The following is an 18581-nucleotide window of genomic DNA, read 5'->3' as shown; positions in this document are numbered from 1 at the left end:
AAACGCCCTTAGAGTTATAGATATGTTAACATCAAAACAACGTGCTTTTTTGAAATCACAAGCACACTCAATGAAACCAATTGTACAAATTGGGAAAAACGGTCTTAACGACCAAATTAAAACAAGCGTCCGCAATGCATTGGATGCGCGTGAATTAATTAAAGTCACTCTTCTTCAAAATACTGATGAAGACATCCATGAAGTGGCTGAAATCTTAGAAGATGAGATTGGTTGCGATACTGTCCTTAAAATCGGACGTATCATCATTCTTTACAAAGAATCATCTAAAAAACAAAACCGCAAAATCTCACCAAAAGTTAAGGATTTGAACAAATAAAAGTCTGTTTTTGCAGGCAATGTAGTTAATTGAGTTTGACACTTATTGTGCAAAGCTCGGAGGTAGTCGAATTGGCATTAGAATTATTGACTCCATTTACCAAAGTGGAATTGGAAAAAAAAGTAAAAGATAAAAATCGTAAACAAATCGGGATTTTAGGTGGTAATTTCAATCCTGTTCACAATGCTCACTTAGTTGTTGCTGATCAGGTTCGCCAACAATTGAGCTTGGATAAAGTTCTTCTCATGCCTGAGTATGAACCTCCACACCTTGATAAAAAGGACACGATTGATGAAAAACATCGCTTGAAAATGCTAGAACTAGCTATCGAGGGTGTTGATGGTCTTGGTATCGAGACGATTGAGCTAGAGCGAAAAGGCGTAAGTTACACTTACGATACCATGAAACTCTTGATTGAAAAGAATCCTGACGTTGATTATTATTTCATTATCGGTGCTGACATGGTGGATTATCTGCCAAAATGGTACAAGGTTGATGAACTTATCAAGATGGTCCAATTTATCGGCGTTCAACGTCCAAAATACAAAGCAGGAACATCTTATCCTGTCATTTGGGTCGATGTGCCTATGATGGACATTTCATCAAGTTTGATTCGTCATCATTTTGAAAATGGCTGCCGCCCGAATTTCTTAATGCCTGAGGCAGTTATTGACTACATTGAGAAAGAAGGTCTTTACCGTGGCCTATGAGACATATACAGCAGGAATTGAGCGAGCTGAGCTTTTAGATAAAGTTGCTGCAGTCATGAGCGAGAAACGCTTCAAGCATGTGCTTGGCGTGGAAAAATCAGCGATTGAGTTAGCTGAACGCTATGGCTATGACACTGAAAAAGCTGGGCTTGCTGGCTTAATTCACGATTACGCCAAAGAACTTTCAGACCAAGAGTTTCTGGATTTGATTGACAAGTATAAGCTTGACCCTGAGCTCAAAAAATGGGGTAATAATGTCTGGCATGGCATGGTCGGCATTTATAAGATTCAAGAAGATTTGGGCGTGACAGATAAGGAAATCTTGCGAAGTATTGAGACACATACCGTTGGTTCAAGTGATATGTCTTTGCTTGATAAGATTATCTATGTCGCTGATTACATCGAGCCAGGTCGCCGTTTTCCCTTGGTGGAAGAAGCGCGCGTGATTGCGAAGGAGTCGCTTGATAAGGCGGTAGCCTACGAAACTGTTCATACCGTTGAACACCTAGCGCACCAAGCCTTTCCTATCTTCCCACAAACCATTGAAACTTATAATGCGTATGTTGGGTTTATGAAAGATGACAAATGAAAACAGCTCTGTTAGTGATTGATATTCAAACAGCATTGATAGAGGCTAAACCGTATGCAGTTGATAACTGCTTGTCTGTCTGGCAAAAAGCAATCGCCACTTGTCGTGAGAAAAAATTGAGGTGATTTACGTCTGTCACAATGACGACGAACTACTAACAGGAAGTCATGGCTGGGAAATTTACGAAGCTATTGCTCCAGAAGCGGGAGAAAAAATCTTTGATAAGCATTATAATAGTGCTTTTAAAGAAACTCATTTACAGACTTATCTGGATAGCCAATCTATTGATCAGCTGCTTATCATTGGCATGGCAACGAATTATTGCATTGATACGACTGTTAAGGTGGCGTTTGAGTTTGGCTATAATTTGGTAGTTATTAAAAATGGCACGACTACCTTTGCTGAAAGAGAAATTACAGCAGAACAATTAATACAGCATTATGAAAGCACTTGGAATGGATGTTTTGCCCAAGTGGCTGATTTAGAAGAAATTTTAAAAGAGGATTAAATGGATAAAAAAGAATTACTAGAATTGGTTGTCAAGGCAGCTGATGAAAAACGTGCAGAAGACATGGTTGTCTTAGACCTTTATGGATTGACTAGTGTGACTGATTACTTTGTAGTCGTTAGCGCTATGAACACTCGTCAATTGGACGCTATTGCAGAAAATATTCGTGAAAAAGTTAAAGCAGCTGGTGGTGACGCTAGTCATGCTGAAGGTGACAGCCGTACTGGTTGGGTACTTCTGGACCTTAACGATGTTGTTGTTCACATCTTCTCAGAAGACGAACGTGAACACTACAACATTGAAAAACTTTGGCATGAAGCACCAATGGTTGACGTGTCAGAATACCTTGCTTAATTTTGCAGCATTATTCTTATAATCTGAGGCGCTTGTCTCAGATTATTTCATTCTAAGAATGATAGAAGTTTGATAGGACAAAACAATGAACAAAAACTACGAAAAATTTGCGGCTGTTTATGATGCCATCATGGACGACAGCCTTTATGACAAGTGGACAGACTTTTCGCTCCGCCATTTTCCAAAAGACAAGAAAAAACTCTTGGAATTAGCCTGCGGAACTGGGATTCAGTCAGTACGTTTTGCTAAAGCTGGTTTTGATGTGACTGGGCTAGATTTGAGTGAAGACATGCTTGAAATCGCGAGAAAACGCGCAGAAGCAGCAGGTGAAGCTATCGAATTCAAACAAGGTAACATGCTTGATTTGTCGCAAGCTGGTAAATATGATTTGGTGACATGCTATTCAGATTCTATTTGCTACATGGCTGATGAAGTCGAAGTCGGTGATGTTTTCAAACAAGTCTACGACAGCTTAAATGACGGTGGTGTCTTCATCTTTGACGTGCACTCAACCTACAAAACTGATACTGTCTTTCCTGGTTATTCTTACCACGAAAATGCGGAAGAGTTTGCCATGGTCTGGGATACGTACGCTGATGACGCGCCGCACTCAGTTGTCCACGAATTGACATTCTTCTTGCAAGACGAAGACGGACGCTTCACACGCTACGACGAAGTCCACGAAGAACGCACTTACGAAGTCTTGACCTACGACATCCTCTTGGAACAAGCAGGCTTCAAATCATTTAAACTCTACGCTGATTTCGAAGACAAAAAACCACGCAAAAAATCAGAACGCTGGTTCTTTGTGTGCCAGAAGTAGGGGAGAAATAAAAAGAAGGTTATCTATTGAAATAATAGTTATCACCTTCTTTTTTAATTTACGCAGACAATTTTTATAAAATGCGGTAAAATAATAATAAATTAAAAGTTTTAAGGAGTTTCAAAAATGGCGAAAACCCTTGCGGCTGTATATATCAATGCTTCGCATAATGTAATAAAAAATAAACTAAATATAAAAACTAACCTGTCAGAAAAAATGGCAGGCTTTTTGCGTTGTTCACTTCTAAATTGTGAGGTGGATCATGGCTAAGTTCGATATTGTTTCCATTGAGGATAAAACAAAAGAGCTATTAGAAAACTTAGATGAATCTGGCTTTTTCTATGATTTTCTGGGGCTGTATGATTTTCCTAAAGCAACTTTAACAAGACTACGTAAGAATAATGGAAATGAAGTGAAAAATAAAGCCTTATTTGAAGTTATTGGTCAAGGACAGTCTGTAGTAGCAAAAGTAGCTGAAATGGAAAAAGCTTTATCTAGTAAGAAATCTAAACCTCGTATTTTAATTGCGACTGATTTTGAAGAGCTTGCTGCCAAAGATATTCAAACGGCTGACACATTGAATATTTCTTTAAAAGACTTGCCTGCTTATGTTGACTTCTTTTTACCATGGAATGGTGTTGAAAAGGTAGATTATGCCAAAGAAAATCCAGCTGATATAAAAGCTGCTGCACGATTCACGCGTCTATATGATGAACTTCGTCAGATTAATCAGTTTTCTGATCAGACAACAGAGGAAAAAGAGTTTAATCTGTTCTTGATTCGGTTACTCTTTCTTCTTTTTGCGGAAGATACAGAGATTATGCCTAAAGGTATTTTTACAAATGCTATTAAGACTCGTTCAGCTGAAGATGGCTCAGACTTAGATAATTTGATTAATAAGATTTTTGCAAGTTTGGATGTTGCTAATCGTTCTAGTCAGGAAAAATGGCTTCAAGAATTTCCATATGTTAATGGTAAACTTTTCACAAAAGCTCATACGGCACTTGTATTTGATAGAAAAACAAGAAAGCTGATTATTGAAGCAGGTGAGTTGCTGAATTGGAATGAAATCAATCCTGATATTTTAGGAGCCATGATTCAGACGGTAGCTAGTAAGGAACAACGTTCTGTTTCTGGTATGCACTACACTAGTGTTGAAAATATCATGAAGGTCATTAAACCTTTATTTCTTGACGATTTAACAGCTAGTTATCAAAATCTTGTTGATAAAATCAATGAAAACGAAGACAAGGATATTACCGATAAGACTAGACGTGAAAATCGTAATACTTTTATTCGTGAACTTGACAGTCTCTTGGATAGAATCTCTAACATCAAATTTCTTGATCCAGCTTGTGGTTCTGGGAACTTTCTTATCATCACTTATAAAGAAATTCGACGTTTAGAGGTTAAAATTCTAAAATCACTTCGTGAGTTGAGACAAGATAGAACAATTGATTTCTTTGAAACCTCTAAAATAAGTCTGAATCAATTTTATGGAATTGAGTTAGATGATTTTGCTCATGAAGTGGCTCGCTTATCTTTGTGGATTGCTGAATATCAGATGAATTTAGAAGCGGAAAATGAAATTAATTTAAAATCTGCTTTTCTTCCTTTACGTGATGCGGGAAATATCACACAAGGAAATGCTTTGCGCTTAGATTGGAATGAAATTTTACCACATCAAAGCGACGATGAGATTTATCTCATTGGAAATCCACCTTATATTGGAGCTAGTTTACAAAGTAAGATACAGAAAGATGATATAAAGCTAGCGACACAAGAAGCAACAAAATATGGGAAAATGGACTACATAGCTGGTTGGTTTTTTAAGGGAGCTGCTTTTATTAACTCTGCCAATAGTAAATTAGCTTTTGTAACAACCAATTCAATTTTTCAAGGCGAGCAAGTCTCTATAATTTGGAAATCGTTAATAAAAAATACGGTTATTGATTTTGCATATACCTCCTTTAAGTGGGGCAATTCAGCTGCTAATAACGCAGGTGTGACTGTAGCAATTGTTGGTTTGTCAAATATCATAAATAGCTCAAAAAACAAGCAACTGTTTGATGAAAATAACAATAGAGTGGTGGTATCAAATATCAATCCTTATTTAACAAATGGTGAAAATATATTAATCCAATCCAGTAGAACTTCACTTGCCGGTCTTCCCAAAATGAGTAGAGGAAATGGAGCATATGATGGTGGGGGACTGATATTTGAAAAATCAGATTACCAGTGTGCAGTAGAGGAGTATCCTGACCTTGTATCATTATTCTACAAATATATTAATGGGCAAGATTTTATTAGGGGTGAATACAGGTATGCTCTATTTATGAACAATGATACTTATACAAGATTTAAGGATAATCCTATTATTAAACAGAGAATTGAAAAAGTGAAATTATACCGTCTTTCATCTAAATCTAAACCGACACAGCTATTAGCTGAGATGCCATGGCGATTTGGAGAAACAAAAGATTTTTCTGGACAAGCAATTTTGATACCGAGAGTTTCATCTGAAGGTCGAGAATATGTACCAATGGATTTTCTTGATGACAGTAAGACGATTGTATCTGATGCAGTTATAATTATTGAAAACGCTCCAATCTGGCTTTTAGGTTTGCTTGAATCTCGCATGCATATGGTTTGGCTACGAGCTGTTGGTGGTAGATTGAAAACAGATTATCGCTACTCTGCAGGGCTTGTTTACAATACTTTCCCTGTTCCGGAGTTATCGACAAGACGTAAAAATATGATTGAAGAGCAAGTGTTTGAGATTTTGGATTTACGTGAGGAGCTAGGAGGTACTTTAGCTGAGCTTTACCACAAAGACACTATGCCAGAAAGTTTACGTGAAGCTCACAAAAAACTTGATGAAATTGTCGAACGAGCTTATAAAGATACCCCTTTCAACTCTGATGAAGAAAGACTTAGCCACCTTCTCAAACGTTATAAGGAGATGACACATGAGTAAAGTTTTTGAAATTAGCTATGAACAAAAAGGAACTTCTGTGAATACCGATGAACTAGGGATGCGAGAAATGCAGGCTAAGGTTTACAAAAAGCGAACAAAACAGCATCTCCTAGTTAAAGCGCCGCCTGCTTCTGGAAAATCTCGTGCTTTGATGTTTGTTGCTCTTGATAAACTCAAGAATCAAGGGCTTAAGAAAGCAATTATAGCTGTTCCAGAAAAATCTATTGGGAAATCTTTTCGTTCTACTGAATTGAAAAAATTTGGCTATTACTGGGATTGGGTAGTCAAGGACGAAAATAACTTAACAACTTCTGGTACAGCAAAAAGTAAGGTGCAAAAATTTATCGATTTTATGCAGTCGACTGACCTTTCAGATGATATTTTAATCGCAACGCATGCGACACTGCGTTTTGCTTCGGAACAATTAGATGCTAGTGATTTTGATGATTGTCTATTAGCTATCGATGAATTTCACCATGTATCTCAAGATGATAATTCTGTTCTTGGTGAAGTTCTTCGAGATGTTCTAAGAAATTCAACAGCTCATATTTTTGCTATGACAGGTTCATATTTTAGAGGTGATAGCATCCCTATTCTTGATACTCAGGATGAACAACTATTTGACCGAGTGACCTATACTTATTATGAGCAACTTGAAGGGTATAAATACCTTAAATCCTTTGCTATGGCGTATAAATTCTACAGAGGACAGTATTTTGAAGCTCTTGAGGAGCTTGTGCCAGAATTTATTGATAAGAAAACAATTATCCACATTCCTAATGTCAATTCAGCAGAGTCAACGAGAGATAAGTACGGAGAAGTTGACAAAATCTTAGATTTACTTGGAACTTATCTAGAAAAAGATGAGCATGGTATTATTTATCTAAAAACGAAAACAGGACGCATCTTGAAGATAGCTGACTTGGTTACAGAAGAAGGTCGAGATGGTGTGGCTGGCTACCTTTCTAAAATGGATAAAGTCGAAGACTTAGACATGATTATCGCGCTTGGAATGGCAAAAGAAGGATTTGATTGGCCATATGCTGAATATGCTTTAACGATTGGTTATAGGTCATCTTTGACTGAAATTGTTCAGATTATTGGTCGTGTTACTAGAGATAGTTTTAATAAAAGTGAAGCTGTATTTACAAATCTTATCGCTGAACCAGATGTTGAAAGTGACGAAGTTCAGTATTCCGTGAATAATATCATGAAGGCTATTACTGCAAGTCTTTTAATGGAAAATGTTTTAGCACCATCATTTAAATTTAAACCCAAAGATAGAGATGACCAAAAAGCAAGTGGTGCTGATATTTATATTAAAGGCCTTAAAGAACCATCAACTGAACGCAGTAAACAAATCATAGAAAATGATATGGTTGAATTAAAAGCATCAATCTTACAAGATGATGTTGTTCAAGCAGCAATTTCAGCGGGTGCTGATACTAAGCTTATTAATAAGCAACTCATTCCTCGAGTTATTACAACTTCTTATCCTGATTTAACACAAGAAGAAATTGAAGAGGTTCGTCAGCATGTTGTGGTGGATTTGAACCTTTCAAATGCTAAAAAAGATTCAGAGAATAAACAACTTCTTAAAATGGCTGATAAATTTATCAATATTGATGATTTATCAATAGATTTAATTGACCAAGTGAATCCATTCCAATCAGCATACGAAGTCATTTCACGTGATGTTGATTCTAAAACGCTTCAGCTAATTGAAAGAGCTTTTGATGCTAAAAAATATGAGTTTACCAATGACGAACTTCGAATGCTCTATCCTCAAATCAAAGCGTTTAAAGCTGAATTTGGTAGACCACCTAAAAAAGATTCTAAAGATATAGGCGAGCAGCGTTTATATTACGCATTGGTAACGTTAGCTCGATTAAGACAGGAGAGAAGTAGTTGATTGAAAATTTCGCAACACTAGAAGATATTTTTGCAGATAGTTCATTCGATGAACTTGTGAAAGAAATTCGTCCGAAGAAAATTGAAAGACTTGATCCTGATATTGAAAAATTTCAAGAAATTGTTGAATGGGTCAGGGAGAACGGCAAAGAACCAACCAAGTCGCGTAATATGAAAGAACGAAAATTATATTCACGACTCAAAGGCATTCGAAATAAACCTGAAGACTGGACAAAATACCTAAACTATGATGTTTTTGGATTACTGAAAAAGTAATCTTTTGACAGATGATTATCATTTTGATACACTAAAAACACAAAAAATGGAGCTAGATAATGATCCAGCTCCATCGTAGAGCCATTTCGGTGGTTTACAGTTTCAAGTACAAAATACCGTCAGCTGTCCCAAAGCAATGACGGTATTTTATTTGTCTTTAAGTGTTATGATGACTATTACTAAGCCAATCAAGTCTAGAAGAAAACTTGCAAAAACAATCATGACTAGTAGTGCATCAGCGACAGACAAAATTGTTCCTCCTTTCCTAAAGATTTTGTGTCTATTATCATAGGCACCACCTCCTTGGAAGTATTGGAACCACAGTCGTAGCTTCTCTACACTTAATAATTCGATTTTTAAATTTGAAATTTATAATTAGAGGGAGGATTATATGTTTGATGACTTAGAAGATATTTTATCTGATGACAGTCTTTTTGATGGGCTAGAGTTAGATAATAATCTTTTTGATTCAAAAAGATATAAAAGAACTGTTAGTGTTAAAACAAAATCTCACCAGCGAAAAGCTATGGGCAATCATTTTAGTTACTATAAAAATCTTTTTATGGCTGTTAGAGCAGATTTGGCAGATGGCAGTCGTCAGATACGAAAAATTTCAGATATTAATGTTGAAATTAGTCGAAATAGTCCAATTAAGCAAGGAAATTTCTATATTGATAACGGTGTGATGCTGTATGTAGATAAGATTTATAATCCTGAGACTGGTCAGGAAGTATCAGAAAGTACAGATAGAAAGTACAAAGTTCACACAGTATATGAAAATGGTACTGAAAACTTTATTTGGCTTCTTAGTTTAGTATCCTCTCTTTATGATAAAAAAAGAAATGGTCGTTTGGTAACTGAAAAAATCGAAGATTTGGAGATTATGGGTGAGAAGCGTATCACGACAGGATATATTTATGTTGTTAAGTATGCTGGAAAAGATGAACGTTTCTTAAAAATGGAAAATCTTTATAAGATTGGCTACGCAAAAGATATTACAAAGAGATTATCGAATACTGAAAATGAATCAACGTATTTATACTCACCTGTAAAATTAGTTACAAGTTATGAAATTCAGAATATAGATGCCAGAAAAGTTGAAACTTACCTGCATCATGCTCTGGCTGATAAGCGTTTAGAGCTTTCTCTTATATCAGCATCAGGAAAAGAAATTACAGTCAATGAATGGTTTGCTGTCAGTTTGGACGAAGTATCAAAATTAGTTCAAGAAATGGTTGTTCAGCTTCAAATGGACAATTAACAAATTGATATTTTTAGTGTTTCTCATTATACCTAGGTATGCTATAATAGTAGAACTGTTAAAATCGTAGTTTAGGAGCACAACATGACTATCACTGGTATTGTTGCTGAGTTTAATCCTTTTCATAATGGACATCGTTATTTGCTGTCACAGGCTGAGGGTTTGAAGATTGTTGCCGTGTCTGGGAATTTTGTGCAGCGTGGCGAGCCTGCGGTTGTGGACAAATGGACGCGCGCGGAAATGGCTCTGAAATGTGGTGCTGATTTGGTGGTTGAGCTGCCATTTTTGGTGGCTGTTCAGTCAGCGGACTACTTTGCGCAGGGTGCGGTGGACATTTTAGAGCGCCTTGGTGTGGATAACTTAGCATTTGGAACGGAAGAAAATCTGGATTATCAACAATTTTCACAGATTTATGCGGATAATCAACAGAAAATGGTGGATTACTTGCAAAATTTGCCAGATAATTTGTCTTATCCACAGAAAACGCAGAAAATGTGGGAGACATTTGCTGGTGTCAACTTCACAGGCAACACGCCAAATCATATTTTGGGGCTTTCTTATGCCAAAGCTTGCGCAGGAAAATCAATCAAGCTTAGCCCAATCATGCGTCAGGGAGCTGGTTATCACTCGCTTGAGACAGATGTCGCATTTGCTTCCGCGACAAATCTGCGTATCCACAGACAAGACAAGGATTTTGTGGACAAATTCATGCCGCAAGCTGACCTTTTCCTAGGCGCCCCTCAAGTGACTTGGGAGAATTATTTCCAATTGCTCAAGTACCAAATCGTGACAAACCCTGATTTGACAGGGGTTTTCCAGGTAAATGAAGAGTTAGCCAGCCGTATCCGCTCTGCTATTCGGAGCGTAGCGACTGTGGACGAATTGGTGGATAAAGTCGCCACAAAACGCTACACGAAGGCTCGAATCCGCCGCATTTTGGCTTATATCTTGGTCGGAGCTGTGGAAAAGCCATTGCCAGAAGCGGTACATGTGCTCGGATTTACCGAAAAAGGGCAAAAACACCTTAAAACGGTGAAAAAGTCTGTGGATATCGTCGCTCGAATCGGTGCAAAACCGTGGGATGCGGTGACGCAACAAGCTGACCAAGTCTATCAGCTTGGAAATCCACAACTTCAAGAACAAACTTGGGGAAAAGTGCCGATTAGAATCGCGAAATAAGCGCTTACAAAATAAATAAAAAGACTGAGCTTTTGTTGAGCTCAGTTTTCTCTTCTAATTTTCCATCCCCATTTTACACAGCCTTGTCAAAGTGCTATAATAAAAAGGATTACGAATTTAGCTTTTGCTAGTTCAGTAGTTTGATATTTGGCTATTTTGTAGCCAATCATTAATTAACTATGCTAAAACAAATAATAATCTTTACAAAGGAGAATACCCATGGGACGTAAGTGGGCCAATATTGTTGCCAAAAAAACTGCCAAAGATGGTGCTAACTCAAAAGTTTACGCGAAATTTGGTGTTGAAATCTATGTTGCTGCTAAAAAAGGTGAACCAGATCCAGAATCAAACTCAGCTTTGAAATTTGTACTTGAACGTGCAAAACAAGCGCAAGTACCAAAACACGTTATCGACCGCGCTATCGATAAAGCAAAAGGTAATACAGACGAAACTTTCGTTGAAGGTCGTTACGAAGGATTTGGACCAAACGGTTCAATGATTATCGTTGATACTTTGACAAGTAACGTTAACCGTACTGCTGCTAACTTGCGTACTGCATTTGGTAAAAACGGTGGTAACATGGGAGCATCTGGTTCAGTTTCTTACATGTTCGACAAAAAAGGTGTTATTGTCTTTGACGGTGACGATGCAGACAGCATTTTTGAACAATTGCTAGAAGCTGATGTTGATGTTGAAGATGTTGAAGCAGAAGATGGTGTCGTAACTGTCTACACAGCTCCAACTGACCTTCACAAAGGTATCGAAGCTTTGCGTGCTAATGGCATCGAAGAATTCAAGGTTACTGAACTTGAAATGATTCCTCAATCAGAAGTAACTCTTGAAGGTGAAGACCTTGAAACATTTGAAAAACTTGTTGACACTCTTGAAGATGACGAAGATGTTCAAAAAGTTTACCACAACGTATCTGATTTCTAATCTGATATTATAGTGAAAGAAGTGCTCAGCCGAAAGGCTGGGTGCTTTTTGTTATAGTTTCAACCTATCTCCTTGATAAAAAATAACTATTGGCAATCAAATCGCATTTGTTTTACAATATAGCTTAATTATACTGAAAGTGAGGTCTTCCTATGGAGAAAGTTGTCGTTGGCATTTCGGGAAATATCAAAGAACTTCCTGCACGGTCTGGTTTGCCCTATGATGTGGTTTCACGGCGTTTGTCTGATGGCGTCAAAGAAGCTGGCGGTCTTCCAATTATCATTCCAGTGGGGAGCCCAGATTTGGCTAAAGATTACATTAGCATGATTGATAAGTTAATCTTATCAGGCGGTCAAAATGTTACTCCAAAATTTTATGGTGAAAGTAAAACCATTGATAGTGATAATTATAGCTTGGAGCGTGATGAGTTCGAGCTTGCTTTGATAAATGAGGCTCTTAAGAAAAATAAACCAATTTTTGCAGTTTGCCGTGGCATGCAGCTGCTAAATGTCGCCTTGGGGGGGACTTTGAATCAAAAGATTGAGCATCACTGGCAAGAGGAATTTTCTGGGACGTCTCAAAAGGTGGAGATTCTGCCAAATAGTCGCATCAGCAAGCTTCTTTCGACAGGTTCTTGGGTCAATTCATTCCACCAGCAAAGTGTGAAAGAGTTGGCGCCTAGTTTGATTGCGACAGCGCGTGACCCGCATGATGGGACAATCGAAGCCTATGAGAGCAAGGATGGTGCACCGATTTTAGGCTTTCAATGGCATCCTGAATTACTTTTAGAAAGAGCAGAGAGTCGTAGGATTTTTAGATATTTAGTTGAGCAGCTTTAGTGAGTATAGGAGATTAGAAGTATGATAAAGAAATGTTTATTAGGAGTAGCACTACTATTGAGTACAGGTCTGGCAGTTAATGCTGAAGCAGCTGAGCACAAAGCTGTTGTAGCGACAGCAGGAGATATTAAGCCTTTTTCTTATCAAGATAAAAAAGGTAATTTAACAGGATATGACATCGAAGTTATCAATCAAGCCAGTAAATACATTGACGGTTATGAGTTTACTTTTAAAAAGACAGCTTGGGATTCTATTTTTGTTGGCTTAGATAGCGATATTTATCAAGTAGCTGCCAATAATCTATCTTACACGAAAGAACGTGCAAGCAAATATCTTTATTCTGTACCAATTGCCAAAAATCCGCTGGTGCTAGTCACTAAGGATGGTTCTGACATTAAGTCACTGGATGATATTGCTGGTAAGGTCACCCAAGATGATACGGGAACATCAACAGCAAAATTTATCGATGATTGGAATAAGAAGCACAGCGATTCACCATCAAAAATTGAATATTCTGGTGAAGATGTCACAAAACGATTGCTCGATTTGGACAGCGGTGAATTTGATTATTTAATCTTTGATAAGATTTCTGTTGAGACGATTATCAAGCAAAAGAAACTCGACTTGACTGTTACTGATTTAAAAACAGATGACAATCCAAATAATTATATTATTTTCTCAAGTGACAGCAAGAAGTTGAAGTTAAAATTTGATAAAGCAGTGAGAAAACTTTATGATAAGGGTGTCTTAGAGACGTTGAGTCAAAAATATTTAGGTGGTAGTTACTTACCAGATAAGCAAGCGATAGAGGAAGCAAAATGACTAGAGATTTTTATGAAAAATTAGCAAAAGTTCGTCACCAGATTCACGCACATCCAGAAATTTCTGAAAAAGAATTCGAGACAACAGCTTTTTTGAAAGACTATATTTCAAAACTTGGTATTCGAATTCTTGAGACGGATTTGCCGACAGGTTTTATCGCAGAGATTGGTCAAGGTAAGCCCGTTGTAGCTTTGCGAGCTGATATTGATGCTCTTCCGATTGTGGAGCGAAATACTTTTGATTATGCAAGCAAGAATGGTGCTATGCACGCTTGTGGGCATGATTTTCACCAGACTAGTCTTTTAGGCGCTGCTGAGATTTTAAAAGCAAAAGAAGAGCAGCTAAAAGGAACTGTGCGCCTGATTTTTCAGCCAGCTGAAGAAGTGTCAGTTGGTGCCTATCAAGTGATTGAAAATGGCGGTCTTAAGGATGTTTCAGCTATTATTGGCTACCACAATTATCCTCATTTGAAACCTGGGGAAATCGGGATTCGCTCAAAAGCTATCATGGCAGCGGTCGATAAATTTAAAGTCACTGTTAATGGTGTGAGCGGGCATGCTGCGCGTCCAGATTTTGGGACAGATACGGTCTTAGCCATTACAACGATTGTCAATAATCTTCAGGCGATTGTCAGCCGTACGGTATCGCCTTTTGAGCCTGCAGTTTTGTCAGTGACGAACATTAATGTGGGCAGCGCGTGGAATGTCATGCCAGAATCAGGTTATTTTGAAGGGACAATGCGCTCATTTTCTGCGGAGACACGTCAGCATTTGCGTGAGTCATTTACTAAAATTATCGAAAATACAGTAGACCAATTTGCAGCTCAAGTATCGATTGAATGGGGCAAAACGCCGACATTAACTTTTAATGATGAAGAGTTAACCCCCTTAATTGCTAAAAATTCTGAGCGATTTGCCAAGGTTTTAGAAGTTGAACCTCTGACCATTGGTGAGGACTTTGCGGCTTATCAAGAGAAGATTCCAGGTGTTTTTGCCTTGATTGGAAGTAATGGCGATGAAAATGCGGCAGGGCTTCACCAAGATACTTTTACGGTCAAAGACGAAGCACTCAAAACAGCCGTTCAGTATTTTGTTGAAAATACCATTTACTTGCTTGATTATTTTGCGAAGGATAAAGACTAGCTGGGTGATAAGATTTCTTTATCGCGGTGATAGAATTTAAGTATTTGTCCAGAAGACTATCTGATGTTAAGATGTTAACAACTCTTAAAGAAGGTAGGAAATGACATGACAGCATTAAAGAAACTGCTAGGTATAACAGGACTGGCTATCGCCTCAACAGCCCTTCTTGCGGCTTGCTCGTCGAGCAATTCTGCAAAATCATCTTCAGGTAAGGAAGAGGTTACGTTTGCGACGGTTGGAACGACAGCTCCATTTTCATACGAAGATGATGGAAAATTAACAGGATATGATATCGAAGTAGCAAAAGCTGTTTTCAAAGATTCAGACAAGTACAAAGTGACTTTCAAGAAGACAGAGTGGTCATCTATTTTCACAGGTCTTGATTCTGGAAAATATCAGCTTGGTGGAAATAACATCAGCTACACAAAAGAACGTTCAGCTAAGTACCTTTATTCTTATCCGATTGGCTCAACACCGTCTGTTTTAGTGGTCTCAAAGGACTCTGATATCACATCTTATGATGACATTGCTGGACATTCTACGCAGGTTGTCCAAGGAACAACAACGGCTGCTCAGTTGGAAAAATATAATACTGAAAACAGTAGCAAGCAAGTTGAACTCAACTACACTAATGAAAATATCACTCAAGTTTTGACAAACTTGAACGAAGGTAAATTCGATTTCAAGATTTTTGATGCCCCAACGGTTAATACCATTATCAAGAATCAAAATTTGGATAATTTGAAAACAATTGAATTGAAATCAGATGAACAGCCATTCATTTACTTCATTTTGGGGCAAGATCAAAAAGACTTGCAAACCTACGTCAATAAACGTTTGAAAGCTTTGCAAAAAGATGGCACTTTATCAGATTTAGCTCAAAAATATCTTGGTGGAGATTACACCCCAGCGGCATCAGATTTGAAAATTCCATCGGAGAAATAAGTCTGTTATAGTTTAAAACTATAACTAAATCCTGTTTTTAACAATTTGAAACCTATAACCAAATAGGATAGAATTAAATCACGAGTTAAATGAAAAGAGGAACATAGATATGAAATTGAAAAAATTACTTGGAGTAGCTAGTGTAGCGATTGCATCGACTGTCTTGTTGGCAGCATGTGGCGGTTCAAAATCAACTTCTGATGATTCAACACTAAAAGTTGGTATCATGACTTTGGATGATACAACTGAACCACTTTGGGATAAGGTTAAAGAATTGGCTAAAGACAAGGGTGTTGACATCGAGTTGGTTGAATTCACTGATTACAACCAACCAAACGAAGCCCTCCAAAATGGTGAAGTTGATGTCAATGCTTTCCAACACAAATATTTCTTGAACAACTGGAATTCAGAAAATAAAGGAACTTTGGTAGAAGCAGCTGACACACTTCTTAGCCCAATCCGCCTATTCTCAGGCACAACAGGGGATGACGCTAAGTACAAAGATGTCAAAGAGCTACCAGATAAAGCGACAATTTCAATTCCAAATGATGCTTCAAACGAAAGTCGTGCGCTTTTCCTTCTTCAATCAGCTGGTTTAATTAAACTTGATGTTTCTGGTGATGAATTGGCAACAATTAAAAACATTTCATCAAATCCTAAAGATTTGGACATCAAAGAAGTTGACGCAGCTCAAACCGCTTCAACATTGTCATCAGTAGATGCTGCAGTTGTTAATAACTCATATGCTCAATCAGCAGATGTTGATTACGACACAACTCTTTACAAAGAAGCTGTCGATGATAACTCAGACCAATGGGTCAACGTTATTGCAGCTCAAAAAGATTGGAAAAAATCTAAAAAAGCTAAAGCAATCAAGACTTTGATTTCAGTTTACCAAACTGATGAAGTCGGAAAAGTTATCCAAGATGCAACTGACGGTGTTGATATTCCAGCTTGGGATGGCGCAAAAGTTTCATCAAGCGATAAAGACTAATTAGGAGAATCTGGCGTGTCAAGGCACGCCAATTTTCTATTATTGGGATTATGAAAGTGCTTTAAATTTTATCACAATATGATAGAATATTAAGTTGGAAAGTTTTGAAAAATCTTTTAACTTAGAGAGAATAGTTCGTTAGGAAAAAGATTAGATTGTAATGATTGAGGAGTTGAGTAAGAGTTATGACAAAAGCGATTATTAATTTAGAGCATATCGATATTACTTTTCACCAGAAAAAACGCGTCATCGAAGCTGTAAAGGATGTTTCGATTGCGATTAATAAAGGTGATATTTATGGTATTGTTGGGTATTCTGGTGCTGGTAAATCAACGTTAGTGCGTACGATTAACTTGCTTCAAGCCCCAACAGCAGGAAAAATCACGATTGGTGAAGATGTGACGTTTGCGGATGGAAAAGTGCAATTGAAAGGTGCTGCCCTTCGTCAAAAACGTCAAAAAATTGGAATGATTTTCCAACACTTTAACTTGATGGCACAAAGAACAGCACGTCAGAATGTTGCCTTTGCTCTTCGCCATTCAAAATTGAGTAAAGAAGAAAAAGACAAGAAAGTTGCTGATTTGTTGGAATTGGTAGGCTTGGCTGACCGAGCTGAAAACTACCCATCACAACTGTCAGGAGGTCAAAAACAACGTGTGGCGATTGCGCGTGCTCTTGCCAATGACCCGGAAATTTTGATTTCTGATGAATCAACATCAGCTCTTGACCCTAAAACAACTAAGCAAATTTTGGCTTTGTTGCAAGAATTAAACCAAAAACTTGGTTTGACAGTGGTTATGATTACCCACGAAATGCAAATTGTTAAAGATATTTGTCACCGTGTGGCTGTTATGCAAAATGGTCATTTGATTGAAGAAGGTTCTGCTTTAGATATTTTCTCAAATCCAAAAGAACCTTTAACGCAAGAATTCATCAAAACAGCAACAGGAATTGAAGATGCATTGGTTAAAATTGAAAAACAAGCAATCGTGCAAAATCTTCCAAAAGATGACTTACTTGTCCAATTGAAATACGCTGGAACATCAACAGATGAACCAATTTTGAACCAAATTTACAAACGATTCGAAGTCACAGCGAATATTCTTTACGGTAATATTGAGATTTTGGATGATACGCCTGTTGGTGAGATGATTGTTGTCTTATCTGGTGAAGCTGATGCACTTGCTGGAGCACAAGAAGCAATTCTTGCTGCTGGAATCGAATTAACAGTATTGAAACGAGGTGCCTAAATGATTGAATGGATTTCTACAAATTTGCCTGATGTTTACCGTATCGGCTGGGAAGGGACAAATTCTTGGTCAGATGCCTTTTCAGCAACGATTTATATGACAGGATGGTCATTTGTGATTGGTGGGATTTTAGGTCTTGTTATGGGCTTGTTCTTGGTATTAACTGGTCCAAATGGTGTCCTAAGCAATCGATTTGGTTTCAAAGTTCTTGACATCTTTACTTCAATTGTTCGTGCCATTCCATTTATCATCTTACTTGCGATTTTAAAAGGATTCACTTACGCGATTGTAGGGACTAACCTTGGTAAAACAGCTGCTTTGATTCCTTTGTCAGCAGCGACATTTGCCTTCTATGCTCGTCAAGTTCAAGTTGTCTTTTCTGAGATGGACAAGGGTGTTATTGAAGCAGCACAGGCTTCTGGAGCGACTCTTTGGGATATTATCAAGATTTACCTAAGTGAAGGATTGCCTGAGCTTATCCGCGTATCAACTGTGACACTGATTTCACTTATCGGTGAAACAGCTATGGCTGGTGCAATCGGTGCCGGAGGTCTTGGTTACATCGCTATTTATTATGGTTATAACCGCTCAGCAACTGATGTCACAATCGTTGCAACATTATGCATCTTGATTTTGGTTTTTGTTATCCAATTTATCGGAGACTTCTTGACTAAGAAATTGAGCCATAAATAATTTTTGAGAGTACAAAAAAAACAAGTTTACAATTG

The 18581-nt window shown here is 37.7% G+C and carries 20 protein-coding genes and 1 pseudogene; 20 read left to right on the top strand and 1 reads right to left on the bottom strand.

Annotated elements, in window-relative coordinates:
• The first annotated feature begins 22 nt into the window (after window positions 1-22).
• The 10 genes and pseudogenes from yhbY (at window position 23) to HMPREF0819_RS05185 (ending at window position 8485) form a co-directional block, all read left to right on the top strand.
• Entirely contained in the window at window positions 23-337 is a 315-nt protein-coding gene (gene yhbY, locus HMPREF0819_RS05225; protein WP_004233114.1) for a ribosome assembly RNA-binding protein YhbY, read from the top strand.
• Between the two features lie 71 nt (window positions 338-408).
• A complete protein-coding gene (locus HMPREF0819_RS05220; RefSeq protein WP_044023352.1) occupies window positions 409-1047 on the top strand; it encodes a nicotinate-nucleotide adenylyltransferase in 639 nt (212 codons plus the stop codon).
• Window positions 1037-1636, top strand: a complete 600-nt coding sequence (yqeK, locus tag HMPREF0819_RS05215; protein WP_004233111.1) for a bis(5'-nucleosyl)-tetraphosphatase (symmetrical) YqeK — start codon at window positions 1037-1039, stop codon at window positions 1634-1636. Before HMPREF0819_RS05220 ends, yqeK begins: the two co-directional genes overlap by 11 nt.
• Window positions 1633-2144 (top strand): annotated as a pseudogene (locus HMPREF0819_RS05210) (cysteine hydrolase family protein). The gene yqeK and the pseudogene HMPREF0819_RS05210 overlap by 4 nt, the downstream one beginning before the upstream one ends.
• Window positions 2145-2498, top strand: a complete 354-nt coding sequence (rsfS, locus tag HMPREF0819_RS05205; RefSeq protein ID WP_004233108.1) for a ribosome silencing factor — start codon at window positions 2145-2147, stop codon at window positions 2496-2498.
• 85 nt (window positions 2499-2583) lie between these two features.
• Window positions 2584-3321 carry a class I SAM-dependent DNA methyltransferase gene (locus HMPREF0819_RS05200; protein ID WP_004233106.1) on the top strand — a complete coding sequence of 246 codons (738 nt, stop codon included), beginning with the start codon at window positions 2584-2586 and terminating at the stop codon, window positions 3319-3321.
• A gap of 126 nt (window positions 3322-3447) precedes the next feature.
• Window positions 3448-3591 carry a hypothetical protein gene (locus tag HMPREF0819_RS08960; RefSeq protein ID WP_004233105.1) on the top strand — a complete coding sequence of 48 codons (144 nt, stop codon included), beginning with the start codon at window positions 3448-3450 and terminating at the stop codon, window positions 3589-3591.
• Complete coding sequence (locus HMPREF0819_RS05195; protein ID WP_004233103.1) at window positions 3584-6298, top strand: DNA methyltransferase; 2715 nt, start codon at window positions 3584-3586, stop codon at window positions 6296-6298. The genes HMPREF0819_RS08960 and HMPREF0819_RS05195 overlap by 8 nt, the downstream gene beginning before the upstream one ends.
• Entirely contained in the window at window positions 6291-8210 is a 1920-nt protein-coding gene (locus HMPREF0819_RS05190) for a DEAD/DEAH box helicase (RefSeq protein ID WP_004233101.1), read from the top strand. Before HMPREF0819_RS05195 ends, HMPREF0819_RS05190 begins: the two co-directional genes overlap by 8 nt.
• Window positions 8207-8485 (top strand): hypothetical protein, encoded by a 279-nt coding sequence (locus tag HMPREF0819_RS05185; RefSeq protein WP_004233099.1) that lies wholly within the window; start codon window positions 8207-8209, stop codon window positions 8483-8485. The genes HMPREF0819_RS05190 and HMPREF0819_RS05185 overlap by 4 nt, the downstream gene beginning before the upstream one ends.
• Before the next feature lie 147 nt (window positions 8486-8632).
• Here the strand turns inward: HMPREF0819_RS05185 and HMPREF0819_RS09385 are convergent, their stop codons facing one another.
• Window positions 8633-8734 carry a putative holin-like toxin gene (locus HMPREF0819_RS09385; RefSeq protein ID WP_222859192.1) on the bottom strand — a complete coding sequence of 34 codons (102 nt, stop codon included), beginning with the start codon at window positions 8732-8734 and terminating at the stop codon, window positions 8633-8635.
• A 142-nt stretch (window positions 8735-8876) separates the two neighbouring features.
• Between HMPREF0819_RS09385 and HMPREF0819_RS05180 the strand changes: the two genes are divergently transcribed.
• The 10 genes from HMPREF0819_RS05180 to HMPREF0819_RS05135 all read left to right on the top strand — a co-directional run bounded on the left by HMPREF0819_RS05180 (window position 8877) and on the right by HMPREF0819_RS05135 (window position 18546).
• Window positions 8877-9746, top strand: coding sequence for a GIY-YIG nuclease family protein (locus HMPREF0819_RS05180; protein ID WP_004233096.1), 870 nt, complete (start codon window positions 8877-8879; stop codon window positions 9744-9746).
• 84 nt (window positions 9747-9830) lie between these two features.
• Complete coding sequence (locus HMPREF0819_RS05175; protein ID WP_004233094.1) at window positions 9831-10925, top strand: nucleotidyltransferase; 1095 nt, start codon at window positions 9831-9833, stop codon at window positions 10923-10925.
• A gap of 219 nt (window positions 10926-11144) precedes the next feature.
• Window positions 11145-11861 carry a YebC/PmpR family DNA-binding transcriptional regulator gene (locus tag HMPREF0819_RS05170; RefSeq protein WP_004233091.1) on the top strand — a complete coding sequence of 239 codons (717 nt, stop codon included), beginning with the start codon at window positions 11145-11147 and terminating at the stop codon, window positions 11859-11861.
• 152 nt (window positions 11862-12013) lie between these two features.
• On the top strand, window positions 12014-12700 hold the full coding sequence (locus HMPREF0819_RS05165) for a gamma-glutamyl-gamma-aminobutyrate hydrolase family protein (protein WP_004233088.1): 687 nt from the start codon (window positions 12014-12016) through the stop codon (window positions 12698-12700).
• Between the two features lie 24 nt (window positions 12701-12724).
• A complete protein-coding gene (locus tag HMPREF0819_RS05160) occupies window positions 12725-13522 on the top strand; it encodes a transporter substrate-binding domain-containing protein (RefSeq protein ID WP_237393055.1) in 798 nt (265 codons plus the stop codon).
• The gene (locus HMPREF0819_RS05155) at window positions 13519-14664 is read left to right on the top strand and encodes an amidohydrolase (RefSeq protein WP_004233085.1); all 1146 of its coding nucleotides are present in this window, start codon (window positions 13519-13521) and stop codon (window positions 14662-14664) included. The genes HMPREF0819_RS05160 and HMPREF0819_RS05155 overlap by 4 nt, the downstream gene beginning before the upstream one ends.
• A gap of 105 nt (window positions 14665-14769) precedes the next feature.
• Window positions 14770-15609, top strand: a complete 840-nt coding sequence (locus tag HMPREF0819_RS05150) for an amino acid ABC transporter substrate-binding protein (protein ID WP_004233081.1) — start codon at window positions 14770-14772, stop codon at window positions 15607-15609.
• Window positions 15610-15718: 109 nt separating this feature from the next.
• Window positions 15719-16603, top strand: coding sequence for a MetQ/NlpA family ABC transporter substrate-binding protein (locus HMPREF0819_RS05145; protein ID WP_004233079.1), 885 nt, complete (start codon window positions 15719-15721; stop codon window positions 16601-16603).
• A 185-nt stretch (window positions 16604-16788) separates the two neighbouring features.
• The gene (locus HMPREF0819_RS05140; protein ID WP_004233076.1) at window positions 16789-17853 is read left to right on the top strand and encodes a methionine ABC transporter ATP-binding protein; all 1065 of its coding nucleotides are present in this window, start codon (window positions 16789-16791) and stop codon (window positions 17851-17853) included.
• Window positions 17854-18546, top strand: coding sequence for a methionine ABC transporter permease (locus tag HMPREF0819_RS05135; RefSeq protein ID WP_004233068.1), 693 nt, complete (start codon window positions 17854-17856; stop codon window positions 18544-18546).
• Window positions 18547-18581 lie beyond the last annotated feature (35 nt).

Origin of the sequence: Streptococcus equinus ATCC 9812 (assembly GCF_000187265.1) — a bacterium.
In the GTDB taxonomy this organism is placed as follows: Bacteria; Bacillota; Bacilli; order Lactobacillales; family Streptococcaceae; genus Streptococcus; species Streptococcus equinus.
The sequence above is the reverse complement of the archived record's forward strand: the minus strand, read 5'-3'. Positions and strand labels throughout refer to the sequence as shown.